Below are 20,117 nucleotides of genomic sequence, written 5' to 3' on the forward strand. Positions count from 1 at the left end.
GCCCCTTGTCGGTGCCGACAAAGGGCAGCGCATTCATTACTGTCAGCGCAAACGCATTCCCAGAGGTCCCGAAGGCTCGACGCCTCAGAAAGTGACGGCAGCCTCAGTCGCGCAGCACCCACACCGCGTTGTTCGGCTGCAGCCAGCCGTCTTCGGCCAGCGGTTCGCCGCTAAGCAGCACCGTCCCGGCGGGGAGTTTGGCCGGCTCGGTTCCCATCGCGACAGCGACGTGGAAGTGCTCGTTGCGTTCGCAGATGAGGAGGTTTCCGGCCTCGACCCGCCACTTGCCGCCGTCGTCCACGGTGAAGATCTCGTTCTTCCACAACTGTCGCCGCAGCTCCAGCGCCGCCATGGTCAGGTTCAGGGTGGACTGCGGATCCTGCTGCTGCCGTTCGACGGCGTGGCGGCCCCAGCCCGCGGGCTGCGGGAGCCAGGGCGCTGCCACTGGTTTGGGCGCCGGCTCGGTTATGGGCTCACCCAGCGCAAACCCATGGTTCAGCCCGGCGTCCTCGGTCCACGGCAGCGGGACGCGGGCGCCGTCGCGGCAGACACCGCCGCGTGCCCACATCGGATCCACCCGTGCCTCCACCGGGACGTCGACCTCGGGCAGGCCCAGCTCCTGGCCCTGGTAGATGTACGCGGCGCCGGGCAGTCCCAACAAAGCCACTAGAGCAGCTCGCGCCCGGACGCTGCCCAGCTCGCCGCCGCCGAAGCGCGTGACGGAGCGGACGATGTCGTGGTTTTCCAGTGCCCACGTCGGGGCGGCGCCGTGGAGCTGCCGGGCGGCTTCGAGCTCGTTGCCGACGGCGGCCCACGCCTCCGCATCCCAGCCAAGCTTCACGAACGCGAACGCGAAGGCCTGCTGCATCTCATCGGCCCGTGTGTAGCGGGCCGCGCGGGCGGGCTCTAGATTGACCTCACCCACCAGGAGCCGATGCGGCTCATACTTCTCGGCGAGCGTGCGCCAGCGGCGGTAGACCTCGTGGACGTCCTCCTGGTCCGAGACCTGCGGGTTGGACCGCAGCCCGTCCACCACCCCGCCCGTGGAGGGCGAGTCCGGCAGCCCGTCGGCCTTGAACAGCGCATGCGCGACGTCGATCCGCAGCCCGTCCACGCCCTTGTCGAACCAGAAGCGCAGCACGCCGTCGAAGTAATCGCCGACGGCGGGATTGCGCCAGTTCCAGTCCGGCTGGCCGGCCGAGAACAGGTGCAGATACCAGTCCTTATCCGTCACCGAATCCGGATTGGCGCGGCTCCAGGCCCGGCCGCCGAAGACGCTCTGCCAGTTGTTCGGCGGGACGTCGTCGCCGGAGCCTTCAACGAAGTGGAACATGTCCCGCTCCGGCGAGCCCGGGCCGGCCGCGAGGGCCGCTTGGAACAGCTGGTGCTCCGAGGAGCAGTGGTTGGGGACGACGTCGAGCAGGATCCGCAGGCCCAGCGCGTGCGCCTTGGAAAGCAGTGACTCGAACTGTTCCATGGTGCCGAACAGCGGGTCCACGCCGCAGTAGTCGGTCACGTCGTAGCCCTGGTCCACCTGCGGGGAGGGCTGGAACGGGGTCATCCAGATGCCATCGACGCCGAGCGCGGCGATGTACGGCAGCCGGGCAATGAGGCCGGCGAGGTCGCCCACGCCGTCTCCGTCGCCGTCGGCGAACGAGCGCGGGTAGACCTCATAAATGACGACGGACTGCCACCAGTCGGGGGCGGGCGTGAGGGCGGTTTCCTCGACGGGGCCCACGTGCGGAACAGCGCTCATTTGCTCGCGCCCGCGGTGAGGCCTTCGACGATCCGTCGCTGGAAGATCAGCACCATAATGACCAACGGTACGGTCACGATCACGCCGGCGGCCATCTGCTCGCCGAAGGGCGCCTGGAATTCGGTGGCGCCGGTGAACTTGGAGATCGCCACCGTGGCGGTCTGAATCTTGGGGTCGTTGATCATGGACAGCGCGATGATGAATTCGTTCCAGCTGTGGATGAAGGTCAGGATCGCGGTGGTGAAGACGCCCGGCGCGGCGAGCGGCAGCAGAACCCGGCGGAACGCCTGCCACTTGGTGCAGCCGTCGATCATCGCGGCTTCCTCGAGGTCGAACGGCAGGGCCTTCATGAATGTGGTGAGGTTCCAGACCGCCAGCGGGATCGCGAAGGACAGGCTGGGCACGATCATCGCCTGGTACGTGTTGATCCAGCCGAGGTCCGTGAAGAGGCGCAGCAGCGGCACCACCACGGAGATGCCGGGGAACATCGACGTCGCGATGATCACGCCCAGGAGCACCGACTTGAAGCGGAAGTTCAGCCGGGAGATCGCGTAGGCGGCGAACACGCCGAGCAGCAGCGCGAACACCGTGGTGGTGCCGGCCACGATCAGGGAGTTCAGCAGGGCCTGGCCGAACATGGTGGAGCCGTCGAACACCTTGGCGTAGTTCTCCAGCGAGAACGGCGCCGGCAGCAGGGTGTTGTCGAAAATGTCGGCGGTGCGGCGCAGGCTGGAGACCAGCATCCAGTAGAACGGCGCCAGGCAGTAGGCGAAGATCAGCGCCAGGCCCAGGTACACGCTGTAGGAGCGCCACGTGCGCTTGGGTTTTTCGGGGCGGCCGACGGCGGCGCTTGCGTCGGGCGCGACGGCGCCAGCGGCCCCCGTGGCACCGGAGTCGGTGGCGGCGTTGCGGAGGTCAGAGATGGTCATCGGGTGGCCTCGGCCTTCTTCTGTTCGGAGATTGCCTGGTCAGTGTTCGTCTGGGTGCGGGTTGCCTTGGTGCGGGACTTCTTCGAGATCAGTTTCAGTTCCTTGGCGCCGGTGACGTCGGCGCCGAGCACCTTGACGAAGACGATCGCGACGACGGCGACGTACAGGAAGAGCATGATCGCGAACGCGGAGGCTGAGCCATAACGGAGCTGGTTGGACTCGTCCCAGGCCAGCATGGAGAGGGTTTCCACGGATTCCTTGCCCGGACCGATCAGCACGAAGGGCAGGTCGAACATCCGCAGCGCGTCAAGCATCCGGAACAGCACGGCCACCAGGAGTGTGGGCTTGACCAGCGGGAGGGTGATGGAGCCGAGCTGGCGCCACCAGCCGGCGCCGTCGATCTTGGCCGCTTCGTAAACTTCGCCGGGGATGACCTGCATGCCGGCGAGGACCAGCAGCCCGATGAACGGGGCGGTCTTCCAGACTTCGGCGATGATGATGGCCGCGCGGGAGGCGTTGCCCTCGGCGGTCCAGAGGATTTCGCTGCCGAGCAGGGTGTTGGCGATGCCGTCGGACTGGAAGATCCAGCGCCACAGCAGGCCGGAGACGGCGGTGGGGACGGCCCAGGGGACCAGGATGCTGGCGCGCAGGAAGGACCGGCCGCGGAAGGCGCGGTTCATGGCCAGGGCCAGGCAGAGGCCAAGGACGGTCTCGAGGAACACGGTGGTGATGGTGAAGAAGGTGGTGTTGCCGAGCGCGTTGAGGAAGCGCCGGCCGGTTTCGCCGACGAAGAGGTCAGCGTAGTTGGCCAGGCCCACGAAGGATTCGACGTCGGCGACGAAGCCGTCCGCGTCCAGCCCGGATTCGGCGCGGTAGAGGGACTGGTGCACCGCGGCCAGCAGCGGGTACACGATCACCAGGGCCAGGACCAGGATGGTGGGGGAGAGCAGCAGCGCGGCCATGCGGCCTTCGCCGGGCGTGCGGTTGCCGCGGTTGCCGCGTGTGCGCGGGCTGGCTGGTTGGGGCGTGCCGGTCTGCGCGCCGGCGGGCGGGGCGGTCGTCGTCGTCATTCTGGGAACCTCACTGGGGTTGCAGCTGCCGGGCCGGCCGGGGTGAACCGGCCGGCCAAGCTGTTGCTATGGGGCGGAATTACTTGGCGGAGAGCTCGGTGAGCTTGGCCTGCATGTCGTTCAGGGCCGTGTCCGTGTCCTTCTTGCCGGTGATGGCCGCGTACGCCTCTTCCTGGATGGCCTTGGTGGTGGCGCCGTACTGGACCACCTTGGGGCGGGGCTGGGCGTTGTTCAGGGAGGTCAGCAGGGTGGGGAAGAACGGGCGCTTGGCGACGACGGCGGGGTCCGCGTAGAGCGAGGCGTACGCGGGGGCGCGGGAGGACAGCGCCAGGCGCTTCTTGGCCTGCTCCTCGCTGGTGAAGAACTTGATGAACTCCAGGGCGGTGGCCTTGTTGGCGGTGAACGGGGAGATGGCGAGGCTGCGGCCGCCGAGGGTGGAGACGCCGGGGCCGTTGGTGCCGGGGATGGAGGTGATGCCAAACTTGCCGGCCACCTTGCTGGAGCCGTCCGTGGCGCTGAGGGAGGCGTGCAGGAAGGGCCAGTTGCGCAGGAAGACGAGCTTGCCGTCCTGGAACGCGCGGCGGCCCTGCTCTTCGAGGTAGGTGATGGCGTCGGAGGGGAAGAGGCCGTCCTTGAAGCCGTCCACCAGAAGGTTCAGGCCCTTCTTGGCCTCGGGGGTGTTGACGGTGGGCTTGCCGTCGGCGTCCACCACGGTGCCGCCGGCGGAGGCCACGGCCTCGGAGAAGTTGACCGTGAGGGCCTCGTTCTTGTCGAACTGGCCGGCGTAGCAGGACATGCCCGCGGCCTGGGGGAGGGCCAGGATGGCCTTGCAGGCGGTTTTCATTTCGTCCCAGGTCTTGGGCGGGGCGGCGATGCCTGCGGCCTTGAGCAGGTCCGAGCGGAAGTAGAACAGCGCGCCGTCGGTGTAGTACGGGGCGCCGACCAGGGTGTCCCGGTACGTCGCGGCGTTGACGGTGGCGGGGATCATCTTGTCGGTGGGGATCGCGTCCGCGGGCAGCGGCAGGATCCACTTGTTGGCGGCGAATTCGGAGGTCCAGACGACGTCCAGGTTCAGCACGCTGAAGGTGTCCGACTTGATCTGGGCGTTCTGGATGAGCTGCTGGCGCTGCTGGTCCGCGGAGTCCGGCAGCTCGATGAACGTGACCTTCTCCTCCGGATGGGCGGCGTTCCATTCCTCGATGCTCTTGTTCGCGGCACCGGAGGCGTCGCGGTTGGAGACGTAGTTGATGGGCCCCTTGCCCTCGAAGGACGCGGCGGCCTTCGGGGCGCTCTTGGCTTCCGTGGCGGTCCCGCCGCAGCCCGTGATGGCGACGGCGGCGACGGTCAGGGATGCGGTGGTGGCGAGAAGAGTCTGCCAGGTGCGGCGGCGCTGCCTCATGTGTTGCTCCTTGTTTTCTTGGTGGTGCGAGTCGGGTGGTGCGGGTGGTTTGGTGCATGCGGAATCGCGGCGGGTTGCCTGGTGGCACAGGGGAGTGCCGGCTGCCGCCGTGGGTGGTGGGTTTGGGGTCTTGGCTAGCTGACCAGGACCGGTTCGCCGGCGTGTCCGCCGGGCGGAGCTGGTTTGGCGGGGACTGGATTCGGGGGCGCGGTGGAGCCGCGCTCGATCAGCCGGTGCGGCATGATCTTCGGCCCCAGGTCGCGGGAGCGGAGCAGCTTCTTCACGGCCATCCGTCCCATGTCCTCGAGCGGCTGGGCCATGGTGCTCAGCGGCGGGTTCACGTGCAGGGACGTGGAGGTGTTGTCGAAGCCCAGGACGGAGACGTCTTCCGGCACCCGGAGGCCGCGCCGCTGCAGTTCATTGACGACGGCGGCGCCCATCTCATCGCTCATCGCGAAGATGGCGGTGAGGCCGGGCTCCTGCTGCAGCAGTTCGTCCGCGCCGGCGGCGCCGCTTTCGTAGAAGAAACTGCCGGTGGCGGTGACCGGCGTGCAGCTGGCCTCGGTCATGGCGCGGAGGTAGCCGCGCTTCCGGGGCTGGGCGACGTAGACCGACGCCGGATCCCCGGTCAGCAGGCCGATCCGCCGGTGGCCGAGCCGCAACAGATGACGGGTCGCGTCGTAGGCTGCCTGCTCGTCGTCGATGGCCACACTGGGGGAGCCCGACTTGTCGCTGATGGCGACGGAGATGATGGGGACGTTGGGCCCCAGCAGTTGCCTGGTCTCCGGCGTGATCACCGCGGAGATGAGGATGACGCCGGCTGCCCGGTAGGTGCGCAGGGTCCGGAGATAGCCGGCGATGTAGGCGGATTTGGCTCCGGTGCGGCCGAGCATCACGGCGTAGCCGCGTTCCTGCGCTTCCTCCTCCACGCCCTGCATGACCTGAGAGGCCAGGGCGTCCGAAACCATGGGGGCGAGGAGCCCGATCACGGAGGTCTGCCGGGTCTTGAGGCCCCGGGCGAGGTAGTCCGTTTCGTAGCTGAGGCTCTTGACCGCAGTCTCGACGCGTTCCCGGGTCTCGTCGGAGTAGCCCACCAGCCCATTGACAACTCGGGAAACGGTGGCCGGAGAGACGCCGGCGTGCTTGGCGACATCGCGGATGGTGACCACTGTTCCTCCTCCCTGAGGGTGTCCTTGTTGTCTGCTGCCCGCGTTACGTAATCGGTTTCGGAAAACGGTTTACGTAAACGGTTTCGTTCCTTGCAGGATCAACAGTAGGGGGTGGGTGCGGGATCGCGTTGCGTTTCGTAAACGGTGCCGGCCGCCAGCACGACGGCGGCACCCAAGTTCGTTGCCGGCGTCTTACTGCAAGCGCGGGGCGGAGGGCTTCATGGCCCCGATTCACCGGCCGCCTGAAGCTCCCGCCCACTTTCCGACACGACCACAATCGCGTTTGCCCCGGCCAACAGGGTTTTGTCAGGTAGGAGTCACTTGGTCGAGGAGTTTGACCGCGCCGCGAACTGCCAAGCCAGGATCCATGAATACAATCACCAGAGATCCAAGGCGGCACTGGCGGATTCTCACCTTTCAGCCGCGTTCACACCTCTAGGTGAGGTGCAACCACAGAGGAGTATGCGATGACCAACATCGAGAGCATCACGTTGGAAGCGGAGCTCGTCGGCGAGGACGCCACGCGTGACATTGCGAAGGCGGTAAGTGCTCGTCATTCGATCGCTCGTAAGTACGTCATGCGGCTCCGGCGGCGGCATCCGGACGCAACGCCCGCCGAGGTGATCCAGATGCTGGAACGTCACTACGGAACCTCGATCACCACTGCTGGTGCCCTCATCAGCGCCGGAGCTATCGCGGCTGATATTGGTATCGCGATGATTCCTGGAGTCGGGGCGGCAGCAGCTGGCATGAAGAGTGCGGGCCAACAGGCTGCCAAGAAGACTGGCAAGGAAGCCGTCAAACTTGCCGCAAAGAGTGCTGCGAAACAGGCCGCAAAGAACATGGCGCTGGGTACTGCGAAGAACGGTGCACAGCGAGCCGCTGCTCTCCTTCCCGCAGGCGATGAGCAGTTGCAGTTCGAGATCACCGCGGTTTTCGCGCTCGCTATTGCCGATATTCACGGAATGGACCTCGACAAAGACCAGGCCCTCGCCCTTGTCTACGGACTCTCGAACGAACGCGTTAGCCAGAAGCAGATCGCAACGATGGCGACGGACATATCGAGCGCGTCGTCTGAAGGCGTTGTCGGCGTTGGCAATAAGATCGCTGCTGGACGCACGGACTGGTCGCACTGGGCGAACACGCTCGCGGACACCCTCCCTGGAGGCGCCGCGCAGAGTTTGGTTCGGACCATGGAGACGGGTCAGCTGGACGTCGTGCGAGAAAATTTGAGTGGAAAGCAGCAGGCAACGATTGAATACGGCGTTGGAGCCTTGGCGGGAGGAGTGACGCGCTTCGTGTTCGGTCGCGAAGTCGTCATGGCAGCCCGGGCAGCGTTCGCCGATGCCCCGGATATGTTCCCCGAACATCTTGCGGTCAATGCGAAGGATTACCTGAACTCCGAAGACAGCGAGTTCGAACAGAACCGAGCACTCGCCGCAATGGAAGACGCCGCGAAGTTGACTGGTAACTGGATTGCTGGCACTGCCAACACAGTCGGAGGCGGCGTCGCAACGGGCGCCGTGGCAGTGGGCGCCGGCGTGGCAACCGCGGCAGACACGGTATCGCGCGCGTTCCGGAGTGTAGACATCGACGGGGACGGAATCCCGGATGAGCCCCAGGCCCTCACAGCGGTCAAGGGCGTCGGTGACGCCATCGCCGGTACGGCAGGCACCTTCGGCGGGAGCGTGGCAGGTTTGTTCAAACGGAAGAAGCGCGTCGAACAGGCGTCGGGCGGGTCTGAGACCGGCAGTGAGGAAGCGGTCTAGAACTAACCCGGAGGTTGCGCGGCTGCGGAACGCGGTGGAGTTGAGAGCCCTTCCGTCCAGTAAGCGGTGCAGTCCAGAATCACTGAACTGTGTCGGGCTCCTTAGACATGCAGGGAACTATCCGGCTGGTTCATCGTGGAGAAGCCCTATCCCATCGGACGGCTTAGCCGCGTCACGGTGTGGAGGGCACACGCGCATAAGCTCGCACCCGCAACTTCTAAAACCGGTGGGCGCGCCATTATCGGCTGGCCCTTGCATACATATATGGTTCGAGGGGACTTGACACGGCGATCTGTCGTGGCCGTTCAACCCCGCAGAATTCTGAGGGTATCGACGTCGAACGAAACTGGAGACTGAATCGTCGTGAACTTTTTCAAAGCAGTCATGAAATTCTTCAAAGCACGCGTTCTGCTTTGGCCCGTCATGCTGCTCATCGTGCTGCTGGTTGGGGGAGCGGCCGCCGCATTCGCATCCGGTGGTCTCAACGCCCTCGCCCTCAAGTCCCTGTTGAGCAGCAGCTCCAGCGAACGTGATTCCCAGGTGGTTCAGGCCGTCACGCGCGTGCAAGAGGTCGCCCTGCTTAGTCTTCACATCGAGGGTGTCACGAGGCATGAAAGTAACGGAGAGATTCTCGGCGTTGCTATACCCGCGAGTGAGAAAACCACGCTCATTCAGTACAAGTTCGACGCAAAATTAGGCGTGGACGGGTCACAGGTGAAGATCGAACCCACCGGCCCAAAATCGTTTCGGGTGACCATCCCTCAATTTATTGGCATCGGCTTTGACGAGCCCAAATTCGAGGACGCCCTCGAGAGCTCCAACCCGCTTGGCATGCTGGCGGCCCCAGCCGTTCAAACTCGCATGATGAACAACGTTCTCAGCGACCAAAACAAGCAGAAGTACGTCACCCAAAACGCAGCAGCGCTGAAAGAGCAGGCCAAGGTGTTCTACACCGGAATCATCGCAAGCGTCGATCCCGAAATCACCGTCGACTTTGAGTTCGCAGAGTAAATACCTGCAACGCCAAGTCCTCGCGCATTGACCCGCGGTGAGGATGGCTACTATGTCCGGAACGGTGACTATTGCGCCGGAGTAACCCGGCGAACCGGCTGAATGAGAAACCCACCAGCCTCGCCACTGCGTAACGTGCCCCTTTCTGTCGGAGCGGCGACTTACATTGCTTCCATGAATCCCGACGAAACGATCTCCGGCCCGAAATCGAAGACGAAGCGCGCAGTCTCGCGGAAGTGCCCTGTGTGCGGCAGCGAGGCCTGGCGAATTGCCTACGGCATGATCATGCCGTCTGCCCGCGAAGAGATGCCGAAGACGGAGTTCGCGGGCTGCGTGATCATGCAAGAAGAGCGCATCTACCCCGCTACAGGCAAGGTCGAATTCGGCATACCCAAATGGGCGTGCCAGAACCCGGAGTGCCGTCACCGCTGGTGGTGAGGTTCAGGCGATCCTGAACATCTTCCCCAGCGCCGGCATGTGGATTAGCGTTTCGACGACGGGCCGGCCGGTGATGGACTCGATCGCCTGGGCATACCCTCGCATCTGGCCGATGTATTTGTCCTTGATGTGCCCGATGGGATCTTTGCCCGGATACGACTTGTGGTCCACCAGCACGTACCCGGCGGAGGTCTCTAGCAGCAGGTCGATCCACCCCTCCATGAGCTGATTGTCAGCGTTCCGCCAGGCAACCGACTGCTCGGTCGTGACCTTCGCGCCAGGGTAGTGCCGGGCGAAGAACGCGAGCATCCGTTCACCGGCTTCCACCACGACACCCGGCTCGACGGCGGCGGAGGCGCCCCAGCGGTCCAGGAGCCGCTGCGCGGCTCTGAGCCGGACGGAGACATCCATCTCGCCGAGAGGCAGAGCAAAGTATCCGTGAATGGCGGAACCCACTTGGTCCCAGTTGGAGGCGCCGTGGGGGATCAGCTGCGGGCCCAGGACGGCTGCCTCGGTGACGTCGGCGGCAAAGCCGAAGCTCTCCAAAGAGCTGGCGGTTACCCGGGCAGGTTTATGCGAAACCTGCCCGACGACGGTCAGACCGTCCTCGTACTCCACCTTGGCGTCGTCACCGGCATCGGCCGGTCCATCCGCGGGCTCGTAGCTAAACGCATCCACGCGGAGAGTCTGTTCGTCGCCGCGACCTTGAACAGTCAAGGTGCCTCCGTTGCCCTCTCCCTCAGTCCACTCCACAATCGTGCCGGTCCCGAGCGAGTTCAGCGAAGCCGGGGCCGGTTTGGCGGCCGCCAGGCAGGTCACGCTGACGGAGCGTGTGAGGCCCACGTACAGCACCCGCGCCGAGTCGGCCTGGCGCCGTGCCAGAACCCGCTGCGCGACCGCCGAGGAGTCCGCAACTCCCGACAGGGGCTTGAATCCCTTGGCGCCGAACGGCCAAGTCCAGAAGCGGATCCAGCGTCCGGTGAGGGGATCGCGGACGTCAATCTCGTCGACGCCTTCAACCGCCACGCCCCACGGCTTCGCCACGACGTCGGTGTCGAGGCTGGCCAGCACGACGGCGGGCCATTCCAGGCCCTTGGCCTTGTGGTAGGTCAGGACGTTCACGACGTCGTCACCGAAGTTCTCGCTGCCGGTGCTGTCGGCGTCTGCGAGGAACTTGAGCGACCCACTCAGCGTCACAGGCTTGCTGAGGGCGGCACAAGCTTCGTAGTACTGCTCCAGCAGGGAGCGCAGCGCGTCCAGATTCTTGAGCCGGGTTCCTGGGTTGCTCCACGTTTTGATGAGCCGGGCCATCCCGAGGCGGGATGTGACCTCTTCCATGATCTCGGTCGGCGTGCAGAGCTTGGCCAAGTCGCGGAGCTCAACCAAGCCGGACACCAGCGGGTCGCCTGCCCAGCGCTGGAGCTCTAATGTCGGCTCCTCGGCGTCGAACAGGGCCGGGACCCAGCGACCGAACTGGGGATGGTCAGGATGCAGGTGCGCCAGCTCAGCCAGGGCCACGGTGTCGTCGTCGGACGCGACGAAGGCCATCCCGGCGCGGACCAGCTGGATTTCCCGTGCGGCGAACAACGAGGAGGTGTTGGTGGTTGCCTTGACTCCGAGCGCGGCCAGCTCCGCGGCAATGGCCGCCACGGCGTCGTTTGACCGGGCGAGGACGGCGACGTCGGACCCCTTAAAGCCTCTTCGCTCGATGAGATCCACGACGCCGGCGGCGACCGCCCGCCGCTGCTCCGGCGCGGTTTTCGCGGCCAGTGTCCATGCCTCCCGGGCTCCCCCCACGGCGTTCTTGGGATGGGATTCATCACGGCGGGCCTTGGGGACCGTCAGACGAACTTCGTCCTCGGCGAGCTCCGGGAACATGGCGAGGCTGATCGCGTTGGAGAGGTCAATGACGGCTTCCTTGGACCGCCAGGAATCATGAAGCTGGGTCTTGCTCTCAACCCGGGCGGCCACGGCCTTCATCAGCTCCGGGTCGGTGCCGCGGAATTCGTAGATGGCCTGCTTGGAGTCGCCCACCCAGACCACCTTGTCCACCAGCTCAGCGAACCTGGTGAATAGCTGGAGTTGCAGCGGGCTCGTGTCCTGGAACTCATCGACCACCATGAACTTGATGCGTCCGGAGATGGAGTCGCGGAACCCTTGGTTGTGTTCTAACAGGTCCAGCACCAGCGTTTCCTGGTCGACATAGTCGATGAGCCCGTACTGCCGCTTGAAGTCCGCGAACCGGTCCAGGCTGGCAGCGGCGCAGGCAAACACCAATTCGGTGAATTCCCGCAGCTCGGTCTGGAAAGACGGGTTGGAGGTCAGACCGACGTCGACCGCTGAAATGTAGCTCTCCAGCTGCCGTTTGGCGTTTGCGTTGGAGACGCCGGCCGCCTCGATCCAGAAACGCCAAGGAGCTTCCTCCGGCGACGCATGGGTCAGGACCGGCTCCAGCAGGGCGATCGAGGCCAAGAGGTTCTTCGGTGGAGTCTTGCCGGACTCGGCGATCTCAGCGGCCAGCCCGCGAAGGCTCATCAGCCCCTGGAGGAGCTGGTTGGACCACGTTGCGCGGTCGTCAAGGCCGGCCGGACCCAAAACCTGCTGCAGTCCCTGCCATGACGCCGCGGCGGAGTGCGTCAGCGCCGAGGGGGCAATCCTGTTGCTGCGGGCGGCATCCGTGATGTCCCGGACGACCTTGCGCCAGTCGGTGTCGGTGCCCCGGATGTCGGCTTCGCCGTCGTGTCCCAGCCGGCGGGCGAGAGGCTGGATTCGCGGAGTGAAATCTGCGAACACGGCATCCGTGGCGAGCTGGAAGATCCGGAGCTGTTCGTCTTCGGCGATGACCTGCAGGGCCGGCGACAGCCCGGCGTCGACAGCGTATTCCTGGAGCAGCCGGCTGCAGACGCTGTTGACGGTGCCCACCATGCTGATGGACATTTGGCGGGCCGCATCGGGGCGCTCCTGGCCGAAGAGTTCGGCTTGGACCCGGTCGATTAGTTCGGCGGCGGCCTTCTTGGTGAAGGTGGTGGCCAGGATCTGGCTGGGCTTCGTGCCGCTGTTGATGGCCCGGGCAATTTCGCCCATCAGGCTGTAGGTCTTGCCGGTGCCGGCGCTGGCCGTGATCATGCTGACGTTGTTCAGTGCGTGGTTCATGACAGGTCCCCCTTGAGGCCGCAGAGTGCGGAGAAGTCGCAGAAGTTGCAGGGCGGCTTCTGGTAAAGCCGGCCGTCTGCCGTTGCCGTGTCCCGCTGCTCATCGGACGAGCCCAGTTCCTGACGTCCGGCCGCCAGGACGCGGCCGCCGACCACTTCCGAGATGGAGAATTCGGCGGCGCGGACCGATCGCCGCCACGTGCTCCGGCTGGACGCGGGGCTGGCCAGGGCCGGGCCGAAGAGGGTGCTGGTCGAGGCGAACTCGCCCTGCTTGAGCATGTAGTAGGACATCGCGGCGTCGTCGGCGACGGTGGACATGGGGTCCGGCCCGTCGTCCAGGGCCCAGTGGTAGAGGGCAAGCTGCATGGCGTCCCCCTGGGTGATTTCTTCGCGGCGGTACTTCGAACGGTTGGTCCACTTGAGGTCGATCACGACGGGTTCGGCGTGCTGGTCCGCGGCCAGGACATCGATGTAGCCGGAGACCGTGACTTCAAGCTGCGTCCCGTTGACGTTGAACAGGGCCGGCTTGCTGAACTCGTGCTCAGTGGCGCGGATGTAGACCCCTTGCGTCTGCAGGGTCTGGAAAAGCTTGATGACCGAGTTCTCGATAATGGGCCGGAGGCCGGCGAGTTTGCTGCCGCGGCCGGGCAGGAGCAGCTCCGAGGCGTAGTGCGGCACCAGTTGGTCCAGTTTGGCCTGGACTTCCGCCGGCTCGGGCACGGCGCGGTTCGCGGCGTAGAGCTCGCCGAAGAGTTCTTCGACGACCCGGTGGACCAGGGCGCCGATCATGGTGTTCCCGGTGGGCACGGACTGCGCGTCGCCTACCTTCAGCCGGCCCTTCTTCTCCAAGACCCACTTCATCGAGCAGCCAATCAACGTGCTGAGCTGCGAGTAGGAGAGCTTGTCCGGCATGAATTCCGGACGGGGACCCAGCTCATGGAATGCGGGCACCGGCCTGGTTTGAGCGGGCTGCACCGGTGTCAACGCGGCGGTTCGGCCCGCGAGGCGCCAGACACCGTCGCGCACCAGCTCGGCGGGGGTGGTGCTGAAGGCCGAAATGGCGTGTTCCACCGCCTTCTTGTTCTCCTCCGGGGTTCCGGGCAGAGGCGAAGGGAGGGTGCTGAAGGCCAGCGAGGACAGCACCGGGTGGGCCTTCGTTGGTTCCCCGCTGATCTCCGCGGCGCGCACCAGCAGCAGCCGCCGGCAGTGCCCCGCGGCGTTCACTGCCACCGAGAGTTCCAGCTCTGCCAGGGCAGCAGGATCCGGCAGGACGACGCCGGTGCCGAGCAGGGCCTGGCGTTCGGCGTCGTTCCAGTGGTGGGCCCGGACCTGGCCGTCATCCTGGCACCCCCACCAGACGAGCGTGTCGACGTCGTCGCACAGTTCACCGAGGCTGTGCAGCGTAACCCACGGCGCCGCCTCGCCGCCGGCCAGGGGACTGGCACTGGCGGGAATGACGGATTCCAGGATTCGTGCGATCGTCTTGCGGGTTACCGGTTCCGGACCGTCGATCAGGGCCGTAAATTCATTGAGCTGACGGAGCACGGATTCGAGCTGCGGGTAGAGCTGCACGCGGCGGCTGAGCTGGGTGCGCAGCCACTGTGCGCGTTCGACGACGGCGCTGCCAGTGACAGTTCCGTCGTCGGTCAGCAGCCCGGTTCCAAGAAGCTGCTCCAGCTCTGCCGCTACGACGGGGCCGAGGGTCTCGTCGTCGCTGATCTTCTGGAGGGCGCTCAGCCATTCATCGCCGCCGGTGCCGGGCTGGGCGGCGAGGGCGCGGAGGAGATGCCGGGCGGCTCTGCGCCTGACGGGGCTGACGGGGAGGTTGAGGAACTCGCCAAGCAGTTGGACGTCCACCGGTCCCCAGATGACGGTGAAGAAGAGTGGAATGATCTGGTCCATGGCACGCCACCGGGAACGGCTGCTGACACCGATTCGTGGCAGTCCGCGGCGCTGCAGCTCCTGGTCCAGCAGCGCGGTGCTCGTGGAGGCGACGACGGCGGAGCGATCCTTTCCGTGGTTGCCTGCGGTGGTCCCGGCGGACGCGAGCCAACGGGCCGTGTGCTCCGCTGCTTCCCATTCGGTCCTGGCGATAAGAGCGGTCACTTCGCCCACGGGCTCCGTCGGGACGGACGGTTCCAGGACCGTCACGCCGCGGCGCTCCAGGGCACCGATGAGGCGGTTCCAGATTGCGGGGAATGAGTCGCGGGGGTGCTGTAGTTCAAGCTGCGAAATTCCGAGCGGCCAGCGGGCTGTGGCTTCGCTCTCGAGCTCATGGATGAGTTCAAGCGGGTAGTCGGCGAACGCCCGGTCGAGGGGGAGCTTGCTCTGCTCCAGTGAAGCGAGGGCCTTCAGCTTGGGGGTGGACCCGTCAGGGGCGAGGCCCGACCATCCGTTGACGACAAGTTCGTCGCGCAGGTTCAACAAGTCGATGGCCGTGGACCACGGATCGACGGAGAACGATCCGTGGAACCAAGCTTCCGCGTGGTCCTGCTCCGCGAGCCGGGCCATGAACTGCCTGATCCGTGTGGAGTGCCGGGCATCGGGTCCGGTGAGTCCGAGACGGGTCTGCAGGAGCTGGGCCAACCCCAACGGACCAAGCCTGACCGTGCCGAGCGCGGAGTCACGGTAGGTCCATGGAGCGCGGTCCAGATACAGGCCAAACAAAACGTTCACATAATCCCCCGGGACGTGTTGGAGCGACAGTTCCTCGATCATATGGGCGGGGTCGGACAATCAAGGTGGCGACGCGTGGGGTGCGGCGGAGCAGCGGCATCAGTCTTGTCAGTCGGCGTCGAGGATGGCCTGAAGCAGCCGGTCAAAACTGACGGTTCCGTAGTCGGGCGGGGTGATGGCGATAATCACCTGGGTAGCGGTCACCACGGGAGTGTCCTTCGACGGGGAACTCTTCGTTGTCGTCCGGACCGCTGGCGCTTGCTTTGGACGGATCGCTGGCATATCGCCAAGCCGGACCGTCCGCAGTTCCAAACCAGGCACGCCGTGGACAAGCAGCGGAATACGACGCTCGTTCTCGATGAATTTCCTGAAGTCCGGTAGCGACAGTTGGTCGTTCGGGTTGCCGGTCAGTTCGACGATGGTGTCGTTGACGCGCTGGCTGATCCCGGCGAGGAATTTCTTCTCGTTGGACGCTTTTGACCAGACCGCCAGTGTCGTCAACCCGATGGCGAAAACGACGATGAAAAGTGTCGCGACTCCGGGGTCCCGGAGACCGGCAATGAAGATCATGAGCACCAGACAAACGAAGAACCCGATGACACCCAGCCCCAGACAGGAGTAGATGGCCTCCTGGGCCGGCCGCCCGCTCCATTGCAGCGACGTAAACGAAAGGAGCAGTTTTTGCTCCGGTTTAGGCATTGCGACTTTCATTGTCCCTTCACTTCCAAAAGTGCTTCGGCGAGGACGATCGCTTCCCTGGCCTTCTTGAGATCGTCCAACAGTCCGGCGTCAGAAAGGGCACCGACAGAGCCTTGTGGTGTGCCCGATAACTCCATCACGGCCCGGCTCAGGTTTGCTTTCTCCTGCGCAACGACCCGGGACGTGGTCAGCTTGAGCTTGCACTTCCGAAGCTCCAATAGTGACTTGCTTAGCTCGTCCGAGCGTTCCCGCATCAGAGACAACTGTTGTTCGATCCGATCCGTTCGGTTGCGAAACATAGGCGTCATCCTGAGGGCAACATCAAGAAGCTCTTTGAGGGAACTCGTTTCGGAACACTCAGCGCGTTTTTCGAGCAGTCCGCCAAGGGTTGCCCGCCTCTCTTCCCATGCCGTGAGACCGACGCGGTTCTGATCAGCCAATAGGACAAGGACCTCGAGAGATGTGCTGAGGGAGTCAAGGCGGTCCGTAAGCTGAAGCGCGGCTGCATCAAGCTGCGCGATGAACTCGGCGTAGTTGTCGGTGAGCTGCTGTGCTCCCTCTTTCATGAATCCCCCAATAGTTGTGATGGTTCCTGCTCAAGCGTGCGTCGCCGCACCGACATTTGTGAGTCGTGAGAGAGCTCCAGCAAGCACGTCAAAGTCCGACAGCAGCGGGCTGCCACGCCTCTGCGCGGATGAGCGCCGCTTTCAAGTCCCGGCCGCCAGCACTCTCCAATAATCCGGAATCCCCGACCACCACCAGCAGACTGCGGGCGCGAGACAGTCCCACGTACAGTTGCTCGGCAGCACGCTCCATGTCCTTGAACCCGTTGACGCACAGCACCACGGCCGAGCGCTCCAGGCCCTTGAACCCCAAGACGTGGCCGTAAAAGACGTCGTTGTTCGCGTGGAAATCGAGCCAGTATTCGGCGATGGACCCGGCGTCGAACCGTTCCTGGTGGACCGGATGCCGCGACTTGGTGGTCAGGAGGGCTATCTGGTTTGGGCTCCAGCCTTCGTCCATGAGCGCCTCGACGCACTCGTCAGCGGCATCAAGGGCGTCCTCGGTGTTGCACACTACGCGCCGTACGGGCAGCCCGGTGCCGCCCCGGGGCGTGAAGTGCTCGCCCGCGAAGGAACGGAATGTCTCGGCGATCTTCCGGGTGTTGCGGAGGTTTTCATCGATATGGATCGGCGCCAGATCCGCCGTCGGATGCTTGCCGTCGGCGCCGGTCCCGCTCCACCTTTGGTAGACATCCTGCCGGTCATCCATGAACGCATACACCTCGCCGGCGTCCGGATTTTTGGTGCAGGCCAGCAGCGACTCCCACCACAGCGGCGCAAAGTCTTGCGCTTCATCGACGACGACGGCGTCCAGCCGCTCGTGCTGTTCCAGGCGGCCCGCCAGCTCCTTGAGGAGGCGCGGCATCTCCTCCTCGAAGTAGTCCGTCCCAACCCCGTCCGGGACACCAAGGGCCCGGACGTACTCGTGAAACTCCCCGGTGAAGACCGGCTTGGCCTGCCGCCAGCCGGAGACCTGCTGCTGCAGATACTGGCTCAGCCCCTTGTTGTAGCAGAAGAGGCCGACCCGCTTGCCTTCCTTGCAGAGGAGCCGCGCCTTCTCCAGGGCGAGCCAGGTCTTGCCGCTGCCAGCACCCCCGGTGAAGCGGACGCGGGGCAGGGAACGGGTTGCGCGCAACAGCACGGATTGCCGCACGGTGAGGTGATCCTGGGCGTCTTCGGCCTCGTGCGGGTCGGGGACCTGCGCGGACCCGGCGTCGAGATCGCCGCTTAGCTTCCGGACGATCCGTTCCAGGAAGGCCGGGGTCAGGGTGGTGGCCCCGCTGCCTTCACGCTCGATGGCGTGGCGCACCTTGTCTTTCAGCGATTCAGTGTCCGCCTGGTCCAGTATCAGCGAGCGGGGACACCCTGCCATGGCCCACCCCTGCGACACGTCCGTATAGGGGAGGCTGACCAGATACGCGAAGCGGCTGCTGAGCCGGGATCCGAGCTGGTCCTCCAGCCAGTTTTTGAACGCATGCATCGACGCCTGTGATTGGACCACCGGGCTCTGAATGTTGTGCCGGCCCGCCTTGTCGGACTGATACCACTGCCCGCTCTCGACGCCGACCTTTCCGCCCTTGACCTCGATGGCAGCCATCCCGACGCCGGGCCAGAGCACCAGAATGTCGATCTCGTGTTCTGCCCGCCCGTCCCTGAGTTGAACGGAGTGTGCGAGGACGACTTCGTCTGGGAGGCTCTTCTTGAGGGCCTCCCAAACCGCTTCCTCGGCCACGTGGCCGTCGTCAAATTCGGGTTCTTCCGGAATGCATCTCATTGCTGGCCCCCAAAACTAATGAACCGGCTGGCCGGTGTTCGCTGATCCAACGTTAGCCGGGCGCAGCTTGATCTCTATGGCGACACGAACGGTGCGGCTCACGCTAGTGTTCAGTCGTGGACGGTGAAACCGGACAGCTCGAAGACTGTCTCAGCGGTAACCGATTTGTGCCGGAGGGACCGGATTGGACAGTCGAGCGTGGGTGAACAGGCCGGTCGATGCGGGCCGGGTTCAAAGTCGCTGCGGCAGCGACAGCGTGGAGCTGCCCCGGTCTCCCGGGCAATGTCGGTGCCGGGCCATACACTGTCCAGCAGTCGATAACAGTTGAGAACGGAGACAGGCCCATGGATGAACGCCGAATCGTCCTTGGAGCGCTGCCTGATGGCCGTCGCGTCTACCTAGGCGGTTCGGGCGGCTCTTGGCCAGCGAGCGGAGCCATGTTGTTGATAAGCGGAGATGCGACAGGTGGGGGAGGACGGACCTACCTCGACGGCATCATCAAACAGCTCTGCCTCACCAGCGGGACGCATGTCATCGACCTCGTCGGAGGTGACTACAGCTGGATGCTGGAAGGGCTGAGGACACTTTCCAGGTCCATGGGCGAAGGCTGTATGAAGATTGGAGAAGTTGGTGTTGGTATGCACGACGATCCGAGGGGTACCACTGTCATCGTCAATGGTGCCGAGTTGCTCTACGCAGATGCCCATGAATACTCAAGCCTCCTGGCCGGCAAACTCGACGCGCTGATGGCTTCCCAGCTCCGAGGAGGCGTGTCCTTGGTGCTGGCAGGTCGCGATGTAGAAGTCTCTAGGCTTCTCGTGAATGGCTTCGATGGTGCCCATCGCATCCAGCTTGGCAGGTATGACCACGAGCAAGCGCCCGAGTACCTGCGGGGCGTGGCGGCGGACGTCGTCGTTCCTAGCGGCTTGGCCGCTTATGAGGAGCCGTTCGGGTCTTCCTCAGTATTGTTCAACCCTCTGCCGGTGTCGGACGACGATCCGCCGGGTCGGGACGACGTAATAGAGCTGCCCATTGGCACCACGGGGGCCGTCTTCTCTACCGCTTCGGCGCGGAACCTGATGGTCCATGGTGGCACGTGCCAGGAACGGCAGTCCCTTGTGGCATCCATGGCCCGAACAGCTCGAAAATCGGGTCATGACTGCTGGGCTGCTACTGCTGCGGCGGATTCTCCTGCGAGCGCGGACTGGCGTCATCACCGACAAGGCATGGCAACCGGTGCCGTACAAGCGCTTGAGTTGCTGCGGCATATCTCCCACGAGCTGCTTCCCCGGATCGATGCTTGTCGAGCCATGGGCATCGATGATTACCGGAATCCCGGGTTACCAAGCGCGTTGCGGCGGCCGGTCGTGCTCTTCATAGACGATCTCGATGGACTGACACGGTGGGAGGAAAACGAAGACGTGACGCTGTCAGATGCTCGCGCGGCCATCAAGACTCTCGTAGGGTTTCTCGCGCAGACCGCGGGACTAACGGGCCTTACCTTGGTGGTCGGCAGCGAATCGGGGGGTACCAGGCCAGCCGCCGGAGACGGCCAATTGCAGGCCCACTCCGCGCAGTTGTTACTCGCCCCGTCCACCCCCGAAATGCGAGAAGCCATCTTCGGGCATGACCTGCCGCCGGGGACGACCCCCTCCGATTCGGTCATCTACCGTGCTACCCCGGGAACCCCGGCCGTTGCGCTGTAGGCGCGG

General features: G+C 64.8%; 14 protein-coding genes. 4 read left to right on the forward strand and 10 right to left on the reverse strand.

What is annotated here, in order from left to right:
• Window positions 1-103: 103 nt before the first annotated feature.
• The 5 genes from AC1DFR_RS13420 to AC1DFR_RS13440 all read right to left on the reverse strand — a co-directional run bounded on the left by AC1DFR_RS13420 (window position 104) and on the right by AC1DFR_RS13440 (window position 6,323).
• Window positions 104-1,756, reverse strand: a complete 1,653-nt coding sequence (locus AC1DFR_RS13420) for an alpha-amylase family glycosyl hydrolase (RefSeq protein ID WP_476873589.1) — start codon at window positions 1,754-1,756, stop codon at window positions 104-106.
• A complete protein-coding gene (locus AC1DFR_RS13425) occupies window positions 1,753-2,685 on the reverse strand; it encodes a carbohydrate ABC transporter permease (RefSeq protein ID WP_476873590.1) in 933 nt (310 codons plus the stop codon). The genes AC1DFR_RS13420 and AC1DFR_RS13425 overlap by 4 nt, the downstream gene beginning before the upstream one ends.
• Window positions 2,682-3,755 carry a carbohydrate ABC transporter permease gene (locus AC1DFR_RS13430; RefSeq protein WP_476873591.1) on the reverse strand — a complete coding sequence of 358 codons (1,074 nt, stop codon included), beginning with the start codon at window positions 3,753-3,755 and terminating at the stop codon, window positions 2,682-2,684. The genes AC1DFR_RS13425 and AC1DFR_RS13430 overlap by 4 nt, the downstream gene beginning before the upstream one ends.
• A gap of 79 nt (window positions 3,756-3,834) precedes the next feature.
• A complete protein-coding gene (locus tag AC1DFR_RS13435) occupies window positions 3,835-5,154 on the reverse strand; it encodes an ABC transporter substrate-binding protein (protein WP_476873592.1) in 1,320 nt (439 codons plus the stop codon).
• A 134-nt stretch (window positions 5,155-5,288) separates the two neighbouring features.
• Window positions 5,289-6,323 (reverse strand): LacI family DNA-binding transcriptional regulator, encoded by a 1,035-nt coding sequence (locus tag AC1DFR_RS13440; protein WP_476873593.1) that lies wholly within the window; start codon window positions 6,321-6,323, stop codon window positions 5,289-5,291.
• A 467-nt stretch (window positions 6,324-6,790) separates the two neighbouring features.
• On the opposite strand from AC1DFR_RS13440, the gene AC1DFR_RS13445 reads away from it, so the two are divergent.
• From AC1DFR_RS13445 to AC1DFR_RS13455, 3 genes are all read left to right on the forward strand, one after another.
• Window positions 6,791-8,092 carry a hypothetical protein gene (locus AC1DFR_RS13445; protein WP_476873594.1) on the forward strand — a complete coding sequence of 434 codons (1,302 nt, stop codon included), beginning with the start codon at window positions 6,791-6,793 and terminating at the stop codon, window positions 8,090-8,092.
• Window positions 8,093-8,476: 384 nt separating this feature from the next.
• Window positions 8,477-9,103 carry a hypothetical protein gene (locus tag AC1DFR_RS13450; RefSeq protein ID WP_476873595.1) on the forward strand — a complete coding sequence of 209 codons (627 nt, stop codon included), beginning with the start codon at window positions 8,477-8,479 and terminating at the stop codon, window positions 9,101-9,103.
• A 174-nt stretch (window positions 9,104-9,277) separates the two neighbouring features.
• Entirely contained in the window at window positions 9,278-9,541 is a 264-nt protein-coding gene (locus AC1DFR_RS13455; protein WP_476873596.1) for a hypothetical protein, read from the forward strand.
• 3 nt (window positions 9,542-9,544) lie between these two features.
• On the opposite strand, the gene AC1DFR_RS13460 is transcribed toward AC1DFR_RS13455, so the two are convergent.
• From AC1DFR_RS13460 to AC1DFR_RS13480, 5 genes are all read right to left on the reverse strand, one after another.
• Window positions 9,545-12,694 carry a UvrD-helicase domain-containing protein gene (locus AC1DFR_RS13460; RefSeq protein ID WP_476873597.1) on the reverse strand — a complete coding sequence of 1,050 codons (3,150 nt, stop codon included), beginning with the start codon at window positions 12,692-12,694 and terminating at the stop codon, window positions 9,545-9,547.
• Window positions 12,691-15,411 carry a PD-(D/E)XK nuclease family protein gene (locus tag AC1DFR_RS13465; RefSeq protein WP_476873598.1) on the reverse strand — a complete coding sequence of 907 codons (2,721 nt, stop codon included), beginning with the start codon at window positions 15,409-15,411 and terminating at the stop codon, window positions 12,691-12,693. Before AC1DFR_RS13465 ends, AC1DFR_RS13460 begins: the two co-directional genes overlap by 4 nt.
• A gap of 66 nt (window positions 15,412-15,477) precedes the next feature.
• Window positions 15,478-16,068 (reverse strand): hypothetical protein, encoded by a 591-nt coding sequence (locus tag AC1DFR_RS13470; protein WP_476873599.1) that lies wholly within the window; start codon window positions 16,066-16,068, stop codon window positions 15,478-15,480.
• Window positions 16,069-16,076: 8 nt separating this feature from the next.
• The gene (locus AC1DFR_RS13475; RefSeq protein ID WP_476873600.1) at window positions 16,077-16,634 is read right to left on the reverse strand and encodes a hypothetical protein; all 558 of its coding nucleotides are present in this window, start codon (window positions 16,632-16,634) and stop codon (window positions 16,077-16,079) included.
• An 88-nt stretch (window positions 16,635-16,722) separates the two neighbouring features.
• Window positions 16,723-18,405 carry a nuclease-related domain-containing DEAD/DEAH box helicase gene (locus tag AC1DFR_RS13480; RefSeq protein ID WP_476873601.1) on the reverse strand — a complete coding sequence of 561 codons (1,683 nt, stop codon included), beginning with the start codon at window positions 18,403-18,405 and terminating at the stop codon, window positions 16,723-16,725.
• Window positions 18,406-18,749: 344 nt separating this feature from the next.
• Between AC1DFR_RS13480 and AC1DFR_RS13485 the strand changes: the two genes are divergently transcribed.
• Window positions 18,750-20,111, forward strand: a complete 1,362-nt coding sequence (locus tag AC1DFR_RS13485; RefSeq protein WP_476873602.1) for a hypothetical protein — start codon at window positions 18,750-18,752, stop codon at window positions 20,109-20,111.
• The last annotated feature ends 6 nt before the right edge of the window (window positions 20,112-20,117 follow it).

It is taken from the genome of Arthrobacter sp. 05T410 (genome assembly GCF_056396505.1).